The following is a 20,861-nucleotide window of genomic DNA, read 5'->3' as shown; positions in this document are numbered from 1 at the left end:
AGTGCTTGGTTGAGAATGGTGTCGGCTCCACCATATTGTCACCCTGACCAGGCGGAGCCATTCGACCCGTGCACGATGCCGTTCCCAATCCCGCAAGAGACAGGCTGCAAACCTGCCTGAACCTGCAAAGGCAAGCCTGGGCCGAACAGGGACCTCTCCCGCCCGAGCGGCGGGCTGAAGCCCTGGATGGGCTGGCGGATGCAATCGTGCGCCATGCGGACGATTTCGCCCAGGCGGTCAGCCGGGATTTCGGGCATCGCTCGGTGCACGAGACCAAGCTCGCCGACCTTTATCCCGTGATCGGCGCCCTGCGTCACGCCCGGCGGAACTTTCGCCGGTGGATGAAGCCGCGCCGCCGTCCGATCCAGCTCATGTTCCGGCCCGGATCGGGGCGCGTTCTGTATCAGCCGCTCGGAGTGGTCGGCATCGTCAGCCCATGGAACTACCCGATCCAGCTGACGCTCTGGCCCCTCGTGGGAGCCCTGGCGGCGGGCAATCGGGTCATGATCAAGCCCTCCGAGATCACGCCCCGAACGTCCGCTCTGCTGGAGCAGGTGATCGGCGAGGTTTTCGACGAAAGCGAGGTCGCCGTGGTGCAGGGCGGGCCCGACGTGGCGAAGGCCTTCACCCGGCTCAAATTCGATCACTTGCTGTTTACCGGCTCGACCGCGGTCGGGCGGCAGGTGATGCTGGCGGCGGCCGAGAACCTGGTGCCGGTGACCCTGGAACTCGGGGGCAAGTCCCCGGCCCTCGTGGCACCGGATTATCCGATCGCGAAAGCCGCCGAGCGGATCGCGGTGGGCAAGCTCTTCAGCGCCGGCCAGACCTGCATCGCGCCCGATTACGTGCTCGTTCCCCGCAGCGGGGAGGCCGCGTTCGTCGCAGCCTTCCGGGACGCCGTCTCGACGCTGTACCCGACGCTTGCCGACAATCCCGACTACACCTCCATCATCGATGAACGGCATTACGAGCGCATCCGCGGCCTCATTGCGGATGCGCGGGAACACGGCGCGCTCGCACACGAGATCAACCCGGCGGGCGAGGCCCTGGACGCGGCAGGGCGCAAGATCGCGCCCGTCATTCTGACCCAGGTGCCGGATCATGCGCTCGCCCTGCGGGAGGAGATCTTCGGGCCCGTGCTTCCCGTGGTGCCCTATGACGATCTCGACGCGGCCTGCCGCTTCATCGGCGCCCGACCGCATCCTCTGGCGCTCTATCTGTTCAGCCAGGATCGCGGAACCGTCGACCGGATACTCGAGCGAACCGTCTCTGGCGGCGTGGCGGTCAACGACACGCTGCTGCATTGCGTCCAGGAGGAGCTGCCCTTCGGCGGCGTCGGGGCGAGCGGCATGGGGGCCTATCACGGGGAGGCGGGCTTCAGAACCTTCAGCCATGCGCGATCGGTCTTCCGTCAGGCCCGCCTCAACGGAGCGGGAATGACCAAGCCGCCCTATGGCGGCCGCATGAACCGCCTGCTCCGGATGATCCTCCGTTAGGCCCCTGGGCTCAGGGGCACGGAGATGTCGTAGGAAACGCCGGCCTCCGCGAAGTTGAGCACCATGTAGCCTCCGAGCTCGCCCTCGATGCTGCGGCGGATCAGGCGCGACCCGAAGCCTTGGCGCTTGGGCGGCGCCACCGGCGGTCCGCCCGTCTCGGTCCAGTGAATGCGAAGCTGCTGCGGACGATCAGGCCTTTCGACAACCGTCCAGGCGACCTCCAGATGCCCGGAATTCGTGGAGAGCGCGCCGTATTTGGCGGCGTTCGTCACCAGCTCGTGGAGGACCAGGCCCAGATTGATCGCGTAGCGGGCGGGCAGCTTGACGTCCGGCCCGGTGAGAACGACCCGTTCGTCGCCCGGCTTACGATAGGGCGCCAGCTCCTGCTCGGCGATATCCCGCAGCTCCGCCTCGCGCCAGGACTTGCGGGTGAGCAGGTTGTGGGTTTTCGACAGGGCCAGCAGGCGTCCCTCGAAGGCTTCCCGGAACTGCTCGGGCGTTTCGGTGGTGCGCAGGGTTTGGGACGCGATGGACTGAACGGTGGTCAGGGTATTCTTCACCCGGTGGTTCAACTCGTCGAGGAAGAAGCGCTGCTGCTCCTCCGCCTGCTTCTGCTCCGTGATGTCCTGGAAGATGCCCACGAAGGACACCGGCTTCTTCTGAGCATCCAGGAAGACGCGCCCCTTCGAGTTGATCCAGCGGATGCCGCCATTGGGATGCCGGATCCGGTACTCGTCCTCGTACTCGCCCTTGTTCTTCACCGTGGTGAGCCACTTGGAGAAGACGCGTTCGACGTCGTCTGGATGGATGAGCGCCCGCCACTCCTGCGCGATCATCTTGGTCGGGGCGGGCGGAAGCCCGAGCATTGCGGCGGCCTGGCTCGACCAACCGCCTGCATTCCTGGCCGGATCGTACCACCAGGTGCCCATGCGGCCGCCCTCCAGGGCCAGGCGCGCCCGCTCCTCGCTCGCCTGAAGCGCCTGCTGGCGTTCGGCCACATCGTCCAACAGATCGTTGAAGGCCCTGGCCAGGATGCCGAACTCCCCCGCCTTTCCAGGAATGTCGATCCGTGCCTGGTAATTGCCCTGGCGCCAGTCGCGCACGGCGCCGATCAGACGGTCGAAGGGCTGGGTGATGAAAGCCCTGCTGAGCAGGGCCGACAGGGAGAGCGCCAGGATGAGCGCCGCCGCAATCAGCATGAAGCCGCGCCGCGCGGCCTGGTTGATGGACGCGAAGGCCGCTTTCGTGGACAGGCCCACATTGATGTAGACGTCCTGCGGGGCGACCGCGAACGGGCTGTAGCCCACCACGCGCCGAACCCCGTCGGGGCCAACGATCTGGGCCGTGCCCACGGACCTGGCCCGGGCCTGGTTCAGATAATCCTGGGGCAGCAGCTTTCCGAGCAGGCGCTCCGGTTGAGGATCCTGCACGATCACGACGCCTCTCCGGTCGGCGATCGTCACCGAGCCGTTTTCCGGCACCGTGCGCTCCTTCACCTTCTGGGCCAGCCATTTCAGGTCCAGGGCCGCCGCCAGCACGCCTACCAGCTCGCCTCTTTCGTCCCAGATCGGCAGGGCGAGCGGCAGCACCGGATGAGGTCTAAGCCCGCCTTCCTCGAAGACCGGCGTATAGTCGCCGACCACGAAGCCTCTCACGCTGATCGCATTGTGAAAATAGGCTCGGTCCGCATAGTAGTGCTGGGTGTCGATGGTGCCCGTGGGCCGGCACCGGATATGGCCGCTGATGTCCATGGCCACGAAGGACAGGACATACGGCACCTTCTCCTGAATTGCTTTCAGGTATGGACTGCAGACGGCCGTGTCGAAGGAGCGGATGGACCGGGTCTCGTCGATGGCGAGCAGGAGGCCGTAGACGCCGTCGAAGATCCGCTCGAGCTCCGCGCCCACCAGCTGGGCCTGCCTGATCGCGAGGTCGTTCACTTCGGCTTCCCGGTCGCGGCGCAGAGAAACTTCCGTGTAGGTCCAAATCACGATCGCCGGCAGAACCGAAATCAAAGCAAGAAGGAGAAGACGCCTCGTCAGTGTCATCCAAACGCTCAGCTTAACCCCGTCAGGGGACCACAAAGACGGCGAAGCGTCCACCCCGTAACAACCCTGAGCGGTCTTGCATCTGCGACTAAGAGGTGTCAGGTGACGGGGAATGGCACTTCCTCCTCTTTTATCTCTTCAGGATACGGCGCTCACCTTCGGCGGCACGCCCTTGATCGTGAGCGCGGACCTCTCGGTTTCCCCAGGCGAGCGGGCCTGCCTCGTCGGCCGCAACGGCTCGGGCAAGTCCACCCTGCTCAAGATCGCCGCAGGCTTTGTCGAGGCCGACCGGGGCAAGCGCTTCGTGCAGCCGGGCGCCACCGTGCGCTATCTGGCGCAGGAGCCGGACCTCGCCGCCTATCCCACCACGCTCGCCTATGTGGAGGCGGGCCTCGGGCCGGGGGACGATCCCTACCGGGCGCGCTACCTGCTGGAGCAGCTGGGCCTGACCGGCGAGGAAGTGCCCGCCGCCCTGTCAGGCGGCGAGGCCCGCCGGGCGGCGCTGGCCCACGTGCTGGCGCCCGAGCCCGACATCCTCCTCCTGGACGAGCCCACGAACCACTTGGACCTGCCGGTGATCGAGTGGCTCGAAGGCGAGCTGAAGAGCCTGCGCTCGGCGCTTGTCCTCATCAGCCACGACCGGCGCTTCCTGGAGAGCCTGTCCCAGGCTACCGTCTGGCTCGACCGGGGCAAGACCCGGCGCATGGACCGGGGCTTCGCCCATTTCGAGGAGTGGCGCGATGCGGTGCTGGAGCAGGAGGAGGCCGAGCATCACAAGCTCGGACGCAAGCTCGTGGCCGAGGCCGACTGGCTGCGCTACGGCGTGACTGCCCGGCGCAAGCGCAACGTGCGCCGCCTGGGCAATCTCCACGCCATGCGTCAGCAGTACCGAGACCGCAACCGCGCGGTCGGCACGGTCAATGTGAGCCTGGCCGAGGCCGAACAGTCCGGCACCCTCGTGGTCGAGGCGGAAGGCATCGCGAAATCCTACGGCGACCGCCCCATCGTGACGAACCTGTCCTTACGCGTCCTGCGTGGGGATCGGCTCGGCATCATCGGCCCGAACGGGGCGGGCAAGACCACCCTCATCAACATGCTCACCGGCGCTCTCGCGCCGGACGAAGGCCGGGTGCGCCTCGGCTCGAACCTGCAGATGGTCACCCTCGACCAGCGCCGGGCGAGCCTCGACCCTGACGCCACGGTCGCCGAGACCCTGACGGGCGGGCGCGGCGACACGGTCACCATCGGCGGCCAGACCAAGCACGTGATCGGCTACATGAAGGACTTCCTGTTCTCCCCCGAGCAGGCCCGCACCCCCGTGGGCGTGCTCTCCGGCGGCGAGCGCAACCGCCTGATGCTGGCCCGGGCGCTCGCGCAGCCCTCGAACCTTCTGGTGCTCGACGAGCCCACCAACGACCTCGACCTGGAGACCCTCGACCTCCTGGAGGAGATGATCCAGGATTATTCCGGAACCGTGATCCTGGTGAGCCACGACCGCGACTTCCTCGACCGCACGGTGAGCTCCATTCTCGTGTCGGAAGGCGAGGGGCGCTGGCTCGAATATGCGGGCGGCTACACCGACATGGTGGCCCAGCGCGGGCGCGGCGTGCAGGCCCGCGTCGTCGAGAAGGAGGCCAAGCCCAGGAACGCCGACAAGCCTGCGGCCTCTGCCCCGGCACCGGGCAAGCGCAAGCTCTCCTTCAACGAGCAGCACGACCTCAAGGCCCTGCCGAAGCGCATGAGCGAACTGGAGGCGAAGATCGCCAAGGTCCAGGACATCCTCGCCGACGCGGATCTCTACGCCCGCGATCCCGCGCGCTTCCAGAAGGCGATGGATGCTCTGACGCAGTTGCAGACGGAGCTGCATGCGGCTGAGGAGCGCTGGCTTGAGCTGGAAATGCTGCGCGAGGATCTGGAGGGGTAGGCTGTTGAAGCCTTGCCCCCGTGGGCCAAGCCTTCTCCCGCGTGAAGGCGGTTGCAGCGTGCTTGCCGTTGCCGATCAGGACGCGGCATTGCGGAGGCCTATCAGACCTTTCGGTTGGAGGCCTTCCTCCTCTCGCAAACCCTTCTCACTATACGCCGTTTGGCTTCAAGCTTAAGCCTAGAAGACCGTATCCTGCGCCTTCTTGGCGGCTCGAACATTGTGAGGGCCGCGAAGGAAGGGTGCGACCCTCAGCATAACCCTGCTGCTTCAGGGTAAGCATTGGCAAAAAACGCGACGCCTCCTCCCTGAACGGAGGGGGCGCGGGCCATGCTTTCTGTGGCAAGTTGCTGCCGACCTTTATTGCAAGGACATTTGGGGCAGCTCATGGCTACATTTATCGTGAATACTGTTCTTCCGATACGAACAGGGGAAACGCACGGTATCGAGATCACTGGATTTAGCGATCTACTGATCGTTGAAAGCACAGGTTCCATTTCTGCTTCAGGCCCTACTGCGAATGGCATTCATGCCCGCAACGCTAATCTGACCGTAACGATCATGGGCAGTGTTTCAGGGGGAGCGTTCGGTAATAAGTCGCTGACTGGCGCGAACAATGTGTCGGTTGGCTCGACAGGATCTGTCCACGGAGAAGACGGCGGAGTTAGCCTTTGGGGGGACAGCTCTGCAGATCAGGCGGTCACAAACGAAGGATACATCTTCGGAAAAACAGCCGGTGGTATATCTTTGCAGGGACGTAATCTTTCGATCCTGAAAAGTGGGACTATCATTGCAGCGACCAGCTCCAGTGCAGTTAATTTTGTATCCGATGCGCATTCTTACATTTTTAATACAGGTAAAATTTTTGGTGGAACTGGAGGTGACGGAACTTATCTTGGAATTAGTGGCTCGAATGGGGTGGACACTATTATCAATACAGGCCTCATCCGCGGTTCCATCAGTTTAGGAGACGGAGATGATTTCTTTGATGGGCGTTTAGGGCAGCTAATCAACGGGTATGTCGATTTCGGCCCCGGCAACAATCAAGCCTTTGGTAGTGCAATCAATGACACCTTTGCAGTTGCGGGTGGAAACGACACGATCGATGGTGGGGATGGTCAAGACACCATGAGAATCGAAGGTCCGGATCGCGATCTTACGCTGGACCTGCGACTGACCCATGAGCAATCCACGGGGTATGGAAAAAAGACGTTCCTGAACATCGAGAACATCGAAGTCGGTGCGGGCCGCGATCACATAATTGGAAGTGAAGCAAACAACAGCATATCGACAAATGCAGGCAATGACACCCTTGAGGGCGGCCTCGGAGATGATACACTGGATGGTGGTCTCGGCACGGACGCGGCCGTCTTCTCCGGCACCATAGGTGCAATGGTCAATCTTTCGCTAGGGATTGAGCGCCAGAACACCGGCTATGGCTGGAACAAGCTTGGTGGCATCGAGAACCTGCGCGGCGGCGCGGGTAACGACGTCTTCAAAGGCGACGCCGCAGCCAACCTGCTCGAAGGAGCCGGCGGCAACGATACGCTCCAGGGCAACGCCGGCAACGACACCCTGGATGGCGGCACGGGCACCAACACCGCCGTCTACGCGGGCAGCCGTGCCGATTATCGCATCCAGAATGTGAGCGGCGGCGTAACAGTCACGGGCCAGGGCGCCCGTGCGGTGGACGGGACGGATCAGCTCAAGAACATCCGCTTCTTGAAGTTCGATGACGGCGTGAACGCTCTCACCAACTCAGCCCCGACAGGCCTTGCCCTTTCGGCTACGAGTGTTGCGGAGAACGCGTCGGTCGGCAGCGTGGTCGCAACGCTCTCGGCGCAGGACGCGGATGGGGATGATGTCAGATACAGCCTCAGTGCGGGCAGCCCCTTCGCCATCGTCGGCAACAAGCTCGTTGTGGCCAACGCGGTCGATTTCGAAGCCGTCCGCCAGCACAGCGTGACCGTTCAGGCCCAGGACGATTACCAAGGCGTGACGACACAGACCTTTGCCATCGCGGTGACGAACGAGGTGGAGGCCGCGCCCTTTGTCCTGCAGGGCGGGGCAGGGGCCGATGTGCTCCAGGGCGAAGCGGGCGCCGACACGATCTATGGCGGTGACGGCAGGGACATGCTGGCCGGAGGCGCGGGCAGCGATGTGTTCGTGTTCAACGCCCGGACGGGACGGACGAATGTGGATGCCATCGACGATTTCGTCGTTCGTGACGACAGCATCTGGCTCGACAATGTGGTGTTCAAGGCTCTCGGCAGCAAGGGCAGTCTCGCCAAGCCTCAGAAGCTTGACTCCGACGCCTTCGTGACCGCCACGCGGGCCCAGGATAAGGAAGACCGGGTCGTCTACGACAAGAAAACCGGGAAGCTCTACTACGACCAGGATGGGGCCGGCGGGAAGGGTCAGGTGCAGATCGCAGCCCTCGGCAAGAACCTGAAAATGACGGCGGCAGATTTCTTCGTGATCTGAAGATCGGTGAATTGCCCATCCTCTGCTCACCGGCAGAGGATGGCGCATAGCCTACGGGCTCATTCGGCCCGCGCCGATGGCTGGGCTCCGTACCGCCTTTATAGCAATGGGGTCCCGCCGGTGACGGCGTAGATGCCGCCGGTCATGTAGCTGCCCTCCTCGGAGGCGAGCAGGACGTAGATGCCGGCGAGCTCCTTGGGCTGGCCGGCGCGGCCAAGGGGCGTGTCCTTGCCGAAATTCTTGACCTTCTCGTCCGGCATGGTGGAGGGGATCAGGGGCGTCCAGATCGGGCCCGGCGCCACCGCGTTCACCCGGATGCCCCGGTCGCCCAGCATCTGGGCGAGGCCCGCCGTGAAGTTGGAGACGGCGCCCTTGGTGGACGCATAGGCGAGCAGCATGGGGCTCGGCTTGTCCGACTGGATCGACGTGGTGTTGATGATGGACGATCCCGGCTTCATGTGGGGGACGGCGGCCTTGGAGAGGTGGAACATGGCCTCGATGTTGGTGCGGAACGTATAGCTCCACTCCTCGTCCGGAATATCCTCCAGCTTCTCATAGGTGCGCTGGAAGGCGGCGTTGTTCACCAGGATGTCGATGCGGCCGAACTCGCTCACCGCCCGGTCGATGACTGCACGGCAGTGGGCGGCCTCGGCGATGTCGCCGGGCATCAGCACGCAGCGCCGCCCAGCCGCCTCGACGTGGCGCGCGGTTTCCCGGGCATCCTCGTCCTCCTGCTCGTTCAGGTAGCTGATCAGGAGATCCGCGCCCTCGCGGGCGTAGGCGATCGCCACCGCTCGCCCGATACCGCTGTCGCCTCCGGTGATCACCGCCACGCGCCCGGTGAGCTTGCCGGAGCCGCGGTAACTCGCCTCGCCGTGATCCGCCTGGGGCGTCATCTCCGCTTCGGTGCCGGGGGGTTGGATGTGTTCCTGATCGGACTGGCTCATGGCGGTGCTCCTCGAATGACCCCGTTAAGCACGGGACGCGCGGGAAGTTCCGTGCCCGATCAAGGATTGGCGCATGCGCAGGCGGGCGATCGAGGCCTACCGCCCCATTCCACGCCTCATGCCATTCGGTCGGTCCGGTCGGAGGGGCGAACAGGCCGTCGCGGTTCAGGCCTCGAGCCCAGGGCCGAGACGAGGCGTCATTCAGCGCCGGCTTCCAGGGTGAAGCCTGCCTTGAGCACGACCTGATAGTGGCGCACCTCGCCGTTCTCCACATGGCCGCGGGTCTGGATGACCTCGAACCAGCGCAGATTTCTCAAAGATTGGCTCGCCCGCTGGATCGCGGTCTGAATCGCGTCCTCGATGCTGTCCGTGGATGAGCCGACGAGCTCGACGACTTTGTAGACGTGATCATCCATTGGGCGCTCCATGATTTTCGGGGACGCACGGATCTAGGGCACCCGGTGAGATCGGCCACGGCTGGCCGGGCGATTTCGTCAGGATGGGCCGATTAGAAAAAATTGATGAGACGACGGAGGAACTTAGGAGGATGTTCCCTCGTTTCGGGTGCGTCAGCTCGGCCATAGGGATCGGGCACAGGAAGGGAACCCCTGCGATGAACCTCAAGATAGCTCTTGTCGCCAGCGCCATGGCGCTCGGCGTTGCCGGCTGCATGACCCCGATGGCGTCGGCCCCACCTCCAATGGCCGTGACCAGCGCGGCGGTGTTCGTTCCGACGGCGACCTCGTCCAACCTCCTTGAGATCGAATCGAGCCGTCTCGCCCTGCAGCGCGCCCGCAATCCGGAGGTCCGCCGCTTCGCCCGGCAGATGATCCGCGACCACAACCTGGCCACCCGCCGTATGGCGGCGGTCGTCCGCCGCTCGGGCCTGCCGATGCCGCCGCCCGCCCTGATCCCCCGCCACCAGGCGATGCTGGCCACCGTTCAGGCAGCCCCGGATTTCGACTCGGCCTATATGAGCGCCCAGGTCATGTCGCACCAGGAATCAATCGCGCTGTTCTCGTCCTACGCCTCCAACGGCGACGTTCAGCCCCTCGCCGACTTTGCCGGCGCAACCCTCCCGAACCTGCAGATGCATCTCGAGCATGCGCAGTCGATCGGCGGCGGTGGCGTCGCACGGGCGATGTGAATTTAGCAGGAGATCAGGCTGCCGGATCCTTTCGGCAGCCTGCCCACCCTCAAGAGGGCTCACCCTTACAAGAACTCGATCCTGTTGCCCACAGGATCCGAGACGAAGAACCGCCGAACCTCAGGAATGGCATCATCCCAGGTGGGTTCGCAGCCTGCTTCGGACAGCATCTGGGCCAGGCCATCGAGATTGCCGGTCGCAACAGCCGGATGCGCCTTGCGGGCGGGGCTGAATTTCTCCTCGACCCCGAGATGAATCCGCACAGGCCCGCTCTCCAGCCAAAGACCGCCGCGCCCGGCGAGGGTGGAAGGCTTGGGCGCTTCCTTCATGCCGAGCAAATCGACATAGAGGCGCCCGCACTGATCCTCCGCGCCCTTTGGAATGGCAAGCTGAACGTGGTCGAGGCGCAGCATCAGCCTTCCCTCCGGTAGGCCGCCAGTTCCTGCTCGATGGCGCCGAAGATGGAGTGGCCCGCCTTGTCCTTCATCTCGATGCGGATCGTGTCGCCAAAGCGCATGAAGGGCGTCCTGGCCTCGCCTTGCACCAGGGTTTCCACCGTGCGCAGCTCAGCAAGGCACGAGTAGCCGAGGCCGCCCTCGGCAATGGGCCTGCCCGGTCCACCGCCTTCGTCCTTGTTGGAGACCGTGCCGGAGCCGATGATGGTGCCTGCCCCGAGCGGCCGGGTCTTGGCCGCATGCGCGATCAGGGTCGGGAAGTCGAAGGTCATGTCGACGCCTGCGTTCGGCTTGCCGAAAGGCTGCCCGTTCAGGCTGGAGAGCAGGGGCAGGTGCAGCCTGCCGCCGTCCCAGGCCTCTCCCAGCTCGTCGGGGGTGACGGCCGCGGGCGAGAGGGTGGAGGAGGGCTTGGCCTGGAAGAAGCCGAAACCCTTGGCCAGTTCCGCCGGGATCAGGTTTCTCAAGGAAACGTCGTTGACGAGCACGATCAGCCGGATGGCGGCCGCCGCTTCCTCGCGGGTTGCCCCCATGGGCACGTCGCCGGTGATCACGGCCACCTCCGCCTCGAAGTCGATGCCATGGGCCTCGTCGATGGCCAGGACGGGCTCCCGCGGTCCGAGGAAGGAATCGGAGCCGCCCTGGTACATGAGCGGATCGGTCCAGAACGATGCCGGCATCTCGGCGCCTCGCGCCTTGCGCACCAGCTCCACGTGATTCACGTAAGCCGAGCCGTCCGCCCATTGATAGGCCCGGGGCAGGGGAGACGCGCAGTCGTGCTCATGGAACCGGAAGGCCGGGACGGAGCCGTGCTCGAGCTGCTCGGCGAGATCGCGAAGGCGGGGCTCGACTTTTTCCCAATCGTCCAAGGCTTGCTGAAGCGTCGGAACAATGAAAAATGCGTCTGTCGCGCGGGTCAGGTCCTTCGAGACGACCACGAGGCGGCCATCACGGCCTTGATTGAGGGAGGAGAGCTTCATTGCCACCGACCGGGTTGTTATGGTCCACTCAGCTTGCAACGAAATACTTTCCGGGGAAACGCCTATGACCACAATGAAGAGAAGAAACTTCCTCAAAGGAGCCGGGCTCGCAGCCGCGGCCGGTGCTGTGGCCGCCCCGGCGATCGCGCAGACGCAGCCGGAAATCCGCTGGCGCCTGACCTCGAGCTTCCCCAAATCCCTCGACACGATCTTCGGAACCGCCCAGACCTTCGCCAAGTACATGGCGGACGCGACCGACAACAAGTTCCAGATCCAGGTGTTCGCGCCCGGCGAGATCGTCGGCGGCCTCCAGGCCATGGACGCCGTGCAGAACGGCTCCGTGGAATGCGCCCATACGCCTCTCTACTACTACATCGGCAAGGAGCCGGCGCTGGGCATGGGCACGGGCCTGCCCTTCAGCCTCAATGCGCGCCAGCTCCATTCCTGGTGGCACTTCGCCGGCGGCAAGGAGATCATCAACGAGGTGATGGGCAGGCATAACTGCACCTCCCTGGTCTGCGGCAACTCCGGCACGCAGATGGGCGGCTTCTTCCGCAAGGAAATCAACTCCGTCGAGGACCTGAAGGGCCTCAAGTTCCGCATCGGCGGCCTGGGCGGCCAGGTTTTGGCGAAGCTCGGCGTCGTGCCGCAGCAGCTTGCGCCGGGCGACGTGTATCCGGCCCTGGAGCGGGGCACCCTCGACGCGGCCGAGTTCGTCGGTCCCTACGATGACGAGAAGCTCGGCTTCCTGAAGGTGGCCAAGTACTACTACGCTCCCGGCTGGTGGGAGGGCGGCGCCATGCTGCACCTCGTGGTCAACCAGCAGAAGTGGAACGAGCTGCCAAAGCACTACCAAGCCATCATGAACCAGGCGACGGAGGCCGCGAACAACTGGATGCTGGCCAAGTACGATGCGGTGAACGGGCAGGCGCTGCGCCGCATGGTCGGCGCCGGCGCGGAGCTGCGTACCTTCTCCCAGCCCATCATGGAAGCCTCGCTCAAGGCCGCCAACGAGCTTTATGGCGAGCTCTCCGCCAGCAATGCGAGCTTCAAGAAAGTCTACGACTCGATGGTGGCCTATCGCAACGACGTGCTGCCCTGGTGGCAGCTCAACGAATACGCCTTCGACACCTTCATGATCCGCACCCGCGGCCGGGTATGAGCATGAGGCGGGCCCAGAGTAGGACGCCTTTGTTCAAGGTGCCGCTCCTTCTCTGGCTCACCCTTGGCGGCGGGACCCTTCCCGCCGCCGATGCCCGAGCGCAGGACATTGCCATCGCGGACGTTTCCTATCCGGGACTGCCCAAGCGGGCTGCGTCTGCTGACGGATTCGTGCCGACCGGATGGGTGCTTGAAGCTCAGGCCTCCGGTGATCTCAACCAGGACGGCATGGACGATCTCGCGCTCGTCATACGCCAGAAGAGCCCCGCCAACGTCATCCCGAATTCCGAAGGCTTGGGGGAAGATCCCTTCGACACCAATCCTCGTATTCTGGCGGTTGCCTTCCGTGAGAAATCCGGGACCGATTATGCCCTGCAGCTTGAGGATCACGCGCTGATCCCACGCCGCACGAATCCCGTGGCAGAGGATCCCTTCGACAAGGACGATGGCATCGCCATCAGGCGCGGCTCGATGCAGGTGCGCTTGCGCTGGTTCCTGAGCGCCGGAGGTTGGGAAACCTTCACCGCTGCCTATACGTTCCGGCACAGGCACGGCAGGTTTGAGCTCATCGGATACGACCGGGACGAGCTGCATCGGGGAAGCGGCGCGACCAAGGCCGTCAGCATCAACTACCTGACCGGGAAGGTCAAAGTGACGACCGGCAACATTCAGGACGATGCCACGAAAGTCAGGCAGAAGAACCTGCCTCGGCGCCGGGACCTGCTCATCGGCGACATAGGTAATGGGTTGCAGTTCGATCCTGATCGTTAGCCTGAGAGCCGGTTCTCAAACCGCTCTGACGCCCTGATATTGACCTTGATGCGCCCAGATCTAGTTGCCTATGCAACGAATTGTGATATTGGTTGCACCGGCAACGATCGGCATGGGAATGGCATCAGCGTCCGCGGCAAAGAAAGAGGCTTCTGACCCATTGGTGGTCCTGGAGCAGTTTCTGCCTTACCGGCTCAATGTTCTGGCGAGCCTGACCTCGAACGCGCTCGCTCAAATCTACGCTGAGCGCTTCGGCCTCTCAATCCCGGCTTGGCGAGTCATCGTCACATTGGGTCAGTATGAGCATCGCGCGGCGCGCGATATCGCGCCCGATGGGGTCATGCACAAATCCACCGTTTCGCGCGCCGTGTCCTCCCTCGAGGAGCGCGGCCTCATCGTTCGCCGCCCTAATCTGGAAGATCGTCGCGAGGAGCTTCTTGCGCTGACCGATAAAGGGCGCGCGATCTACGAGGCGGTGGCTCCCGAGGCCCTTGCCGTCGAGGAGCGCCTCATGTCGGTTCTCACCCGCGAGGAGCAGCACACGCTCGTGGGGATCATCGACAAGCTCACGGCTCAGGCGCGATCTCTGGCTCCGAACACAGAAGAGGAGAACGGCGCGTGAAGCTTTATACCTATTTCCGCTCTTCCGCAGCCTACCGGGTCAGGATCGCTTTGAACCTGAAAGGCGTGAGTTACGATGCGGTGCCCGTCAATCTGTTGAAGGGGGAGCAGCGCGAGGAGCGCTATGGGGCGATCAATCCTCAAAGGCGCCTGCCTTCCCTGGATATCGGCAGCACGACCCTGATCCAGTCTCCTGCGATCCTCGAATATCTCGACGAGGTATATCCGGAGCCGCCTCTGCTGCCTGTGGGTGCGATCAATCGGGCCAAGGTCCGGGCCATTGCCAGCCTGATCGCGTGCGATATCCACCCGCTCAACAATTCCGGCACCATCGGCTATCTCAAGAACCGCTTAGGGCACGATCAGGCCGCTGCCGATGAATGGTATGCCCATTGGGTGCGAGAGGGCTTCGATGCGATCGAGGCTCTGCTCGGTCCCGGGCCTTATGCGTTCGGTCCCCGCATCACGCTCGCCGACATCTACCTCGTGCCGCAAGTCTTCAACGCGCGGCGATTCAACGTTCCGCTCGACGCTTACCCGAAGATCGTTGCGGTGGATGCGGCCTGCGCCGCTCACAAAGCATTCCAGAATGCCGCTCCCGACAACCAGCCCGACGCGGTCTGAGAAGGATGCATCCGCCTGCTGGCGCATGCGTTGGTTTTGAACAATCGGAAGCCTCTCGACAGGTGAGGGGCATGACAGGAGGAAAGCCATGGGACCATTCCCGCACGATGCACCGCCGGCCGCCATTTCCGAAGAGAACCCCATGGGAACGGACGGGTTTGAGTTCGTGGAATTCTGCCACCCTGATCCGCAGGCTCTTGATCGCCTGTTCAAGACCATGGGCTTCAGCGCCGTTGCCAAGCACCGCTCTAAGAATGTGATGCTCTACCGCCAGGGCGACATCAACTTCATCGTGAATGCCCAACCAGGCTCGTTTGCGGAGCGGTTCGCAAGCCAGCACGGCCCGTCGGCTCCCGCCATGGCGTTCCGGGTTGCCGATGCGAAGTATGCCTTCGAGCGTGCCCTCTCCATGGGCGCCAAGCCTGTTCAGACGGAGGTCGGCCCCAACGAGCTCGAGATACCAGCCATCGAGGGCATCGGCGGTCTGCAGATCTACTTCGTGGATCGCTACGGGTCGAAGGGCTCCATCTACGATGTGGATTTCGAGTGGTTGGGCGAGCCCGACCCCAAGCCCAAAGGCGTCGGCCTTTATTACATCGATCACCTGACCCATAACGTTTATCGCGGCCGGCTCAACGAATGGGCGGGTTTCTATGAGCGCCTCTTCAACTTCCGCCAGATCCGCTACTTCGACATCGAGGGCAAGCTGACAGGGTTGCACTCCCGCGCCATGACGAGCCCGGACGGCAAGATCCGCATTCCCATCAACGAGGATGCGGGAGAGACCGGCCAGATCGAGGAATATCTGCAGGAGTACAAGGGGGAGGGCATCCAGCACGTGGCCCTTGGCTCCCACGATCTCTACGAATCCATTGAGGCTCTCATGGAGGCCGGTCTCGAATTCATGCCGGCACCCAATGACGTCTATTACGCGCGCGTCGACAAGCGCCTGCCCAGCCACGAGGAGCCGCTCGAGCGGCTCCGGAAGGATGGCATCCTGATCGATGGAGAAGGAGTGGTCGAAGGAGGCTTCACGAAGGTTCTGCTCCAGCGCTTCGGCAAGACCGCCATCGGGCCGATCTTTTTCGAGTATATCCAGCGCAAGGGCGACGACGGCTTCGGCGAAGGCAACTTCAAGGCTCTGTTCGAGTCGATCGAGGAGGATCAGATTCGCCGGGGCGTGCTGGGTCCGAAGGTCGCCTAGACCTTTTCCGGTCCACGATTCGGGAGGGAGGCCGGGCTTGTCCCGGCCTTTTCTTTTACGTGGGCGGAAGAAGGCGTTCTGCGCCTCGATGGGCGTTATGCACAGCCTGATCGCCGGATGAAGCCCGGAACGATCCCATCATGCCCCGCCGCGGAAACATTGCTTCATGGAAAAAGGCTTATTTCTTAAGAATTTCTTAGGAAATCGAGCAAAGTCTTAACGAAGCGTAAAGATGCTGCTGCTGAACGTTGCGTTTGTGCAACATGCCCCTGAAAATCCCCCCGACCCGCCCATTTTGCGCCTTCATTCGGTTGCTTGCGGGGCGGTGATGGATAATGTGGCTGCAGCGACGGGGGCACCCCAGTCGTGATCTGGCGGGTTCAGCCGAAAAGGCGGACTTGCCGGGTACTAGGGGAAAAGGGACGTGTTTAGGGCTTCGTTGAAGCTATCGAGGCACAAAAACCCGGCCCCCCAGGGTCTCAACACTTTGGAGGTTTAACCATGAAGCTCGCCAAGAGCCTCTTCCTCGGATCGGTCGCGGGTCTCGCGGCTGTTGCCGGGGCTCAAGCTGCCGATCTGCCGGCCCGCAAGGCCGCTGCCGTCGAATACGTTCGCGTCTGCTCCACCTACGGCGCAGGCTTCTTCTACATCCCCGGCACCGAAACCTGCCTTAAGGTCGGTGGCCGCGTCCGCGCCGAGTACCAGTACCTCGAGCCGCAGTTCCGCGAAGACGCTTCGATCGGCTTCCGTGCTCGTGCCCGTGTTGCTCTCGACGCCCGCACCGCCACGGCTTACGGCCTCCTGCGCGCTTACGTCCGCATGGAAATGGACCGTAACACCGGCGTGTACAACAGCCAGAGCGGCGGCTTCGGCACCAACCCGAACATCGCTCAGGCCTACATCCAGTTCGGTGGCCTGACCGCTGGTCGCGCGACCTCGTTCTTCACGAACGGCGACCTGCCCAACGGCAACATCACCACGCTCCGCTTCTACGACTATCCGGACGTGAACCTGCTGGCTTACACCTTCTCGTTCGGCAACGGCTTCTCGGCCACCCTGTCGCTCGAAGAAGGCGCCTTCACCGGTAACGAGCTGACGGACGTGATCGTCAACCCCGTCACTGGCGTTGTTACCCGTGGCGCAGCAGCCGGCCAGATGTGGCCCGATCTCGTCGGTAACGTGAAGTACGCCGGCACCTGGGGCTCGGTTCAGCTCTCCGGTGCTCTGCACCAGACCCGTTCCAACGTGCTCGGCCTCGACGCCGACATTGAGGATAGCGAGCTCGGCTGGGCCGTGGGCCTTCAGGCTGGCCTGAACCTGCCGGCTCTCGGTGCAGGCGACGCCCTGTGGCTCTCCGCCGCTTACGCTGACGGCGCTCTCGCCTACCTCGGCTTCGGCTCGACGGTCACGGGCGTTGGTGCTTCCGGCACGTCTCGTGCGTTCTCTGTGGTCGATGCCTACGTCGACGTCGATGGCGACATCGAGACCGGCCAAGGCTGGCAGATCGCTGGTGGTCTGCGCCACTACTGGACCCCGACCGTGCGTTCGAACATCCATGGTTCGTATGCTAGCGTCGAGTACGATGGCGGCACCACCCTGGCAGACTTCGATGAGTGGCGCGTTGGTGCCAACACCTTCTGGTCGCCGGTCTCCGGCCTCGACATCGGTGTTGAAGTTCTCTACGCAAACATCGACGTCAGCGGCGTGAACCTCGAGGACGAGGATCGCTGGGAAGGCCGTCTGCGCATCCAGCGCGACTTCTAATCGGCTTGTCCTGATTGGATAAGGAGACCCCGGTGGAAACACCGGGGTTTTCTTTTTGTGCGATTGCCCCTGTCATGAAAGTCTCGACGCCAGTGAGCGGCCGGTGATCGGGATGATGCAGCGGTCGTGATGCAAGCGAACTTGAGCCGCTGTGGGAGGCCGTTAAGCCGAAGCCTCTACGTCGATGATGAATTGCCTGATGTCCTGAACGAGATCGCCTTCGAGAGAAGGAGCATGGCCCTCGTCCGGCACGGTTATGGCCTTGAGGCGCGGGTGCCGCTCCTGCATCGACTGGAGAGTGTCTGCTGACAGCAGATCCGAGTTGCCGCCCCGGATGGCGAGAACCGGAAAAGGCTTCAGGCCTTCGAAGGGAGGCCAAAGGTCCGGCAGCGGCGATTCAAGATCAAGGCTCTCAAGGGTCTTCATCAGGTTGGGGTCGTAGTTGAGGATAAGCTGGCCCTCATCCTCCTTCCAGGTTCCCCGCGCCATCTTCTCCCACTGGTAGTCAGTGTATCGGGGGAATCCGGGGCCCGAAATATGCCTCAGGATCTGAGCGGCTTCCTGCATGGTCCGAGGAGAGGGCAGTTTGCCCACATAGCCCCGGATCCGCTTGAGCCCCACGGATTCGAGCACGGGTCCGACATCGTTGAGAACGGCCGCTGCCAGGAGTGTCGGGCGGGCGGCGCTCAGGGCCATCGTGATCAATCCGCCGCGGGAGGTGCCGACGAAGATCGCCTTCTCGATTCCCGCTGCCGTCAGAACCTGCAAGACATCGTTCAACTCGATCCGGACATCGTAGTTGCGCCAGTCCCGGTCCCATTCCGAGCGCCCGCGTCCCCGGTAGTCCAAGGAGAGAACCCGGCGGGAGCGGTCCGGGTCCACGCTCAGGGCCTCGGCCAAGTCGTGGAAGTCCTCAGACGTTCTGGCAAGTCCCGGCAGGCACACCACGGGCAAGGCGCCGGGCCTGCCGGGGTCATAGTCGCGGGCATAGAGGCGCAGGCCATCGGCTGCGGATACGAAAAGGTCGCGGTAGCTGCTCATCTCAATCCAAAGTCAGATTGGTTTCCGATGAGCAGCATACTGCATCAATAGTCGGTGCTTGTCGCATCCGCCGTTGCCGGGGACGGACCCGGGGGCAAGGACTTTTCGTTCAGGCGCTGACGATAAACGCGCAGGTTTTCCATGACGCGCTGAACGTAGTTGCGGGTCTCGTAGAACGGAATGCGTTCGACCCAGTCGACCTCGTCCACATCGGGTTTGCGCGGGTCGCCGTAGGACCTGATCCATTTGATCACGTTGCCGCCGCCCGCGTTGTAGGACGCAAAGGCAAGGATGTAGGACCCCTTCCAGTCCTCCATCAGCTCGCCCAAATGGGCCGAGCCGATTTTCGCATTGTAGGATGGATCCTCGATCAGGCGCTTCAGGTCGAAGCCGACGCCGAAGCGCTGCGCCGTTCTCTTGGCGGTTGCCGGCATCAGCTGCATCAGGCCACGGGCTCCAGCGCTCGAGATGGCGCGCGGGTTGAAGGCGCTTTCCTGCCGGGCGATTGCGTAGACCATGGCAGGCTCCACCTCGTCGCCGACAGGGTCGAAGTCGGGGATGGCCGCAAGCGGATAGGCATGCTGGTCGAGGGGGAAGCCCCTTTGCAGGGCGACCTTGCCGATTGCCAGCACGGCACGGGGATGCTGGTGCGACGTGGCCAAGCCCGCCAGGGCGTCGAGCTGCCCTGGATCGTTCAAGGTTTGGGCCAGATCGGTGTACAGCCCGAGGGCCAGGTCGTTCTCACCGATCTGCTGCAGCAATTTGACGGCCTGGATCGGGGTGAGAGCATCGAAGATTTTGCGCTCCTCCCCAGCCAGAGGCTCTACTTTCCTCAGCGCGATGGTTCGCCCCAGCTTGGACTGAGCGAGCTGTCCGTAATAGGTTGTCGGCTGATCGGCTGCACGCTCGTAAAAGAGCCTGGCATCCTGCGCCGCGCCGGCAGCCTCCGCCGCACGGGCCTGCCAATAGGCGATGCGCGATATGGAGATGGGGGTCGAGGCCGTCTTCGCGACGGTTGCGAAATGACGCGCCGCGCTTGCAGGGTCGTTCAGGAAGCGCAGAGCGATCCAGCCCGCGTGAAACTCGGCTTCGATCTGCTGCACCGGCGATTCGGCGGCATGGTGGCTTGCCACGTCGTAGGCGATCTTGGCCTCGCCCTTGTCGAGGAGTTCTCGGGTGATCAGCCGCTGTTCGGCCCACCACTCGTCGCCGTCGACCCGAAGCTCGGGATCGCGAGGCGCCTGCATTATGATGCCCGCAGCCTCCGCCAGCTTGTTGCTCCGACGCAGGAGCAGGGCGCGGGAAAACAGATAGGACGGGTCGCCTCGCAGCGATGCGGGAACGGCCGCAAAGGCCTTCTCGGCTTTCTTCTTGCCCTGGAACACGGCCATGCGCGCCTTGACGAGGAGGCCATGATCCTTGCCGGCATAGCCGGCCGCGCGCTGGGCTCCGCCCCAGTTTTCCTTCAGGAGAAGCCTCTCCATGCGGAAGCGGTGGTCGGCCTGGGTTAGAAGGCCCGGAAAACGGTCGAGGATACGGCGCTCCATGTCGGGGCCGAAGGTGTCCTCCCGCCAGACGTGACGGATCTGCTCGTTCGCCTGCTGATCGAGGCCGTCCGTCTTCAGCGCAAACGCAAGTGCGATCCTGCCGCCAGCCGTCACAGGAGGCTGCTTGGCGAAGAACTCCCGGACCTGGGCGGACGGCTTTCGCTCCGCCAGAAGCGCGTCCTCGCTGCGCCTCCGCGCCTGGTTGGTAACCGGCCAGTCCGGATAATTCCTTTGGAATGCTGTCAAGCGGTCGAACCCCACCGGGAGGCCGCTGCGCATGGCGTACCATTCCACGAGGGCCTGCGCGCCCGGCTGGGACAACTTCGTCTTCAGGATCTCCGCCTCGGGCAGATCGTTGTCCCGGTAGGCCTTGAAGATCCCCGGCAGGTGATCCAGGTCTCCCAGGATCGGGCTCGGCGGCACGAAGCTTTCCAGGGCGCTGGACTGTGCAGGGTCGGCCTTGATGAGGGGAGTTTCGTTGGCGTGAGCGGTGAGAGCGGACAGGTGGACGAGTGCGACGGATGTCACAAGACGTATGAGAAGACCCATATTGAGGCTCACCCGCTAACCCCCGTGCTGTCTGTTGTATCTTATTGTGACGACGTTTTCCTTGAGGAAACACTAAGAGCCGAGCTAGGACAACTCCCTGAAGG

The 20,861-nt window shown here is 63.5% G+C and carries 17 protein-coding genes; 10 read left to right on the top strand and 7 right to left on the bottom strand.

Going from position 1 to position 20,861, the window contains the following annotated elements; genetic code table 11:
* Positions 1 to 68 precede the first annotated feature (68 nt).
* Positions 69 to 1,496 carry a coniferyl aldehyde dehydrogenase gene (locus JKG68_RS02155; RefSeq protein WP_202055452.1) on the top strand — a complete coding sequence of 476 codons (1,428 nt, stop codon included), beginning with the start codon at positions 69 to 71 and terminating at the stop codon, positions 1,494 to 1,496.
* Here JKG68_RS02155 and JKG68_RS02150 read toward each other — a convergent pair.
* The gene (locus JKG68_RS02150) at positions 1,493 to 3,544 is read right to left on the bottom strand and encodes a sensor histidine kinase (protein WP_202055451.1); all 2,052 of its coding nucleotides are present in this window, start codon (positions 3,542 to 3,544) and stop codon (positions 1,493 to 1,495) included. The genes JKG68_RS02155 and JKG68_RS02150 overlap by 4 nt on opposite strands.
* Before the next feature lie 112 nt (positions 3,545 to 3,656).
* Between JKG68_RS02150 and JKG68_RS02145 the strand changes: the two genes are divergently transcribed.
* Together JKG68_RS02145 and JKG68_RS02140 are read left to right on the top strand one after the other, a co-directional pair.
* Positions 3,657 to 5,468 (top strand): ATP-binding cassette domain-containing protein, encoded by a 1,812-nt coding sequence (locus JKG68_RS02145; protein ID WP_202055450.1) that lies wholly within the window; start codon positions 3,657 to 3,659, stop codon positions 5,466 to 5,468.
* Between the two features lie 384 nt (positions 5,469 to 5,852).
* Positions 5,853 to 7,949 carry a cadherin domain-containing protein gene (locus JKG68_RS02140; protein WP_202055449.1) on the top strand — a complete coding sequence of 699 codons (2,097 nt, stop codon included), beginning with the start codon at positions 5,853 to 5,855 and terminating at the stop codon, positions 7,947 to 7,949.
* Between the two features lie 98 nt (positions 7,950 to 8,047).
* Here JKG68_RS02140 and JKG68_RS02135 read toward each other — a convergent pair whose 3' ends face one another.
* Complete coding sequence (locus JKG68_RS02135) at positions 8,048 to 8,896, bottom strand: SDR family oxidoreductase (RefSeq protein ID WP_202055448.1); 849 nt, start codon at positions 8,894 to 8,896, stop codon at positions 8,048 to 8,050.
* A 197-nt stretch (positions 8,897 to 9,093) separates the two neighbouring features.
* On the bottom strand, positions 9,094 to 9,312 hold the full coding sequence (locus JKG68_RS02130; protein WP_202055447.1) for a dodecin: 219 nt from the start codon (positions 9,310 to 9,312) through the stop codon (positions 9,094 to 9,096).
* Between the two features lie 197 nt (positions 9,313 to 9,509).
* On the opposite strand from JKG68_RS02130, the gene JKG68_RS02125 reads away from it, so the two are divergent.
* A complete protein-coding gene (locus JKG68_RS02125; protein ID WP_202055446.1) occupies positions 9,510 to 10,043 on the top strand; it encodes a DUF4142 domain-containing protein in 534 nt (177 codons plus the stop codon).
* Between the two features lie 65 nt (positions 10,044 to 10,108).
* Here the strand turns inward: JKG68_RS02125 and JKG68_RS02120 are convergent, their stop codons facing one another.
* Positions 10,109 to 10,456 (bottom strand): VOC family protein, encoded by a 348-nt coding sequence (locus tag JKG68_RS02120; protein ID WP_202055445.1) that lies wholly within the window; start codon positions 10,454 to 10,456, stop codon positions 10,109 to 10,111.
* Positions 10,456 to 11,475, bottom strand: a complete 1,020-nt coding sequence (locus JKG68_RS02115; protein WP_202055444.1) for a fumarylacetoacetate hydrolase family protein — start codon at positions 11,473 to 11,475, stop codon at positions 10,456 to 10,458. The genes JKG68_RS02120 and JKG68_RS02115 overlap by 1 nt, the downstream gene beginning before the upstream one ends.
* 73 nt (positions 11,476 to 11,548) lie before the next feature.
* Here JKG68_RS02115 and JKG68_RS02110 point away from each other — a divergent pair, with 73 nt between their 5' ends.
* The 6 genes from JKG68_RS02110 to JKG68_RS02085 all read left to right on the top strand — a co-directional run bounded on the left by JKG68_RS02110 (position 11,549) and on the right by JKG68_RS02085 (position 17,620).
* Complete coding sequence (locus JKG68_RS02110; RefSeq protein WP_202055671.1) at positions 11,549 to 12,637, top strand: TRAP transporter substrate-binding protein; 1,089 nt, start codon at positions 11,549 to 11,551, stop codon at positions 12,635 to 12,637.
* 38 nt (positions 12,638 to 12,675) lie between these two features.
* Positions 12,676 to 13,407, top strand: coding sequence for a hypothetical protein (locus JKG68_RS02105; protein ID WP_202055443.1), 732 nt, complete (start codon positions 12,676 to 12,678; stop codon positions 13,405 to 13,407).
* A gap of 118 nt (positions 13,408 to 13,525) precedes the next feature.
* Positions 13,526 to 14,029, top strand: a complete 504-nt coding sequence (locus tag JKG68_RS02100) for a MarR family winged helix-turn-helix transcriptional regulator (RefSeq protein ID WP_202055442.1) — start codon at positions 13,526 to 13,528, stop codon at positions 14,027 to 14,029.
* Positions 14,026 to 14,652 carry a maleylacetoacetate isomerase gene (gene maiA / locus JKG68_RS02095; RefSeq protein ID WP_202055441.1) on the top strand — a complete coding sequence of 209 codons (627 nt, stop codon included), beginning with the start codon at positions 14,026 to 14,028 and terminating at the stop codon, positions 14,650 to 14,652. Before JKG68_RS02100 ends, maiA begins: the two co-directional genes overlap by 4 nt.
* An 88-nt stretch (positions 14,653 to 14,740) precedes the next feature.
* Positions 14,741 to 15,856 (top strand): 4-hydroxyphenylpyruvate dioxygenase, encoded by a 1,116-nt coding sequence (gene hppD / locus JKG68_RS02090; RefSeq protein ID WP_202055440.1) that lies wholly within the window; start codon positions 14,741 to 14,743, stop codon positions 15,854 to 15,856.
* A 501-nt stretch (positions 15,857 to 16,357) separates the two neighbouring features.
* The gene (locus JKG68_RS02085) at positions 16,358 to 17,620 is read left to right on the top strand and encodes a porin (RefSeq protein ID WP_202055439.1); all 1,263 of its coding nucleotides are present in this window, start codon (positions 16,358 to 16,360) and stop codon (positions 17,618 to 17,620) included.
* A gap of 162 nt (positions 17,621 to 17,782) precedes the next feature.
* Here JKG68_RS02085 and JKG68_RS02080 read toward each other — a convergent pair whose 3' ends face one another.
* Both JKG68_RS02080 and JKG68_RS02075 read right to left on the bottom strand, forming a co-directional pair.
* Complete coding sequence (locus JKG68_RS02080) at positions 17,783 to 18,661, bottom strand: alpha/beta fold hydrolase (RefSeq protein WP_202055438.1); 879 nt, start codon at positions 18,659 to 18,661, stop codon at positions 17,783 to 17,785.
* A gap of 44 nt (positions 18,662 to 18,705) precedes the next feature.
* Entirely contained in the window at positions 18,706 to 20,757 is a 2,052-nt protein-coding gene (locus JKG68_RS02075; RefSeq protein ID WP_202055437.1) for a lytic transglycosylase domain-containing protein, read from the bottom strand.
* Positions 20,758 to 20,861 lie beyond the last annotated feature (104 nt).

The sequence above is a fragment of the Microvirga aerilata genome (genome assembly GCF_016743775.1).
Classification (GTDB): domain Bacteria; phylum Pseudomonadota; class Alphaproteobacteria; order Rhizobiales; family Beijerinckiaceae; genus Microvirga; species Microvirga aerilata.
The sequence above is the reverse complement of the archived record's forward strand: the minus strand, read 5'-3'. Positions and strand labels throughout refer to the sequence as shown.

What these genes read in the sequence shown, in the direction of transcription:
- JKG68_RS02080 (WP_202055438.1), bottom strand. Translation starts at nt 18,661, where the DNA reads ATGAGCAGCTACCGCGACCTTTTCGTATCCGCAGCCGATGGCCTGCGC.
- JKG68_RS02130 (WP_202055447.1), bottom strand. Translation starts at nt 9,312, where the DNA reads ATGGATGATCACGTCTACAAAGTCGTCGAGCTCGTCGGCTCATCCACG.
- JKG68_RS02150 (WP_202055451.1), bottom strand. Translation starts at nt 3,544, where the DNA reads ATGACACTGACGAGGCGTCTTCTCCTTCTTGCTTTGATTTCGGTTCTG.
- JKG68_RS02100 (WP_202055442.1), top strand. Translation starts at nt 13,526, where the DNA reads ATGGCATCAGCGTCCGCGGCAAAGAAAGAGGCTTCTGACCCATTGGTG.
- JKG68_RS02085 (WP_202055439.1), top strand. Translation starts at nt 16,358, where the DNA reads ATGAAGCTCGCCAAGAGCCTCTTCCTCGGATCGGTCGCGGGTCTCGCG.
- JKG68_RS02115 (WP_202055444.1), bottom strand. Translation starts at nt 11,475, where the DNA reads ATGAAGCTCTCCTCCCTCAATCAAGGCCGTGATGGCCGCCTCGTGGTC.
- JKG68_RS02135 (WP_202055448.1), bottom strand. Translation starts at nt 8,896, where the DNA reads ATGAGCCAGTCCGATCAGGAACACATCCAACCCCCCGGCACCGAAGCG.
- hppD (WP_202055440.1), top strand. Translation starts at nt 14,741, where the DNA reads ATGGGACCATTCCCGCACGATGCACCGCCGGCCGCCATTTCCGAAGAG.
- JKG68_RS02110 (WP_202055671.1), top strand. Translation starts at nt 11,549, where the DNA reads ATGAAGAGAAGAAACTTCCTCAAAGGAGCCGGGCTCGCAGCCGCGGCC.
- JKG68_RS02125 (WP_202055446.1), top strand. Translation starts at nt 9,510, where the DNA reads ATGAACCTCAAGATAGCTCTTGTCGCCAGCGCCATGGCGCTCGGCGTT.
- JKG68_RS02075 (WP_202055437.1), bottom strand. Translation starts at nt 20,757, where the DNA reads ATGGGTCTTCTCATACGTCTTGTGACATCCGTCGCACTCGTCCACCTG.
- JKG68_RS02120 (WP_202055445.1), bottom strand. Translation starts at nt 10,456, where the DNA reads ATGCTGCGCCTCGACCACGTTCAGCTTGCCATTCCAAAGGGCGCGGAG.
- JKG68_RS02145 (WP_202055450.1), top strand. Translation starts at nt 3,657, where the DNA reads ATGGCACTTCCTCCTCTTTTATCTCTTCAGGATACGGCGCTCACCTTC.
- JKG68_RS02140 (WP_202055449.1), top strand. Translation starts at nt 5,853, where the DNA reads ATGGCTACATTTATCGTGAATACTGTTCTTCCGATACGAACAGGGGAA.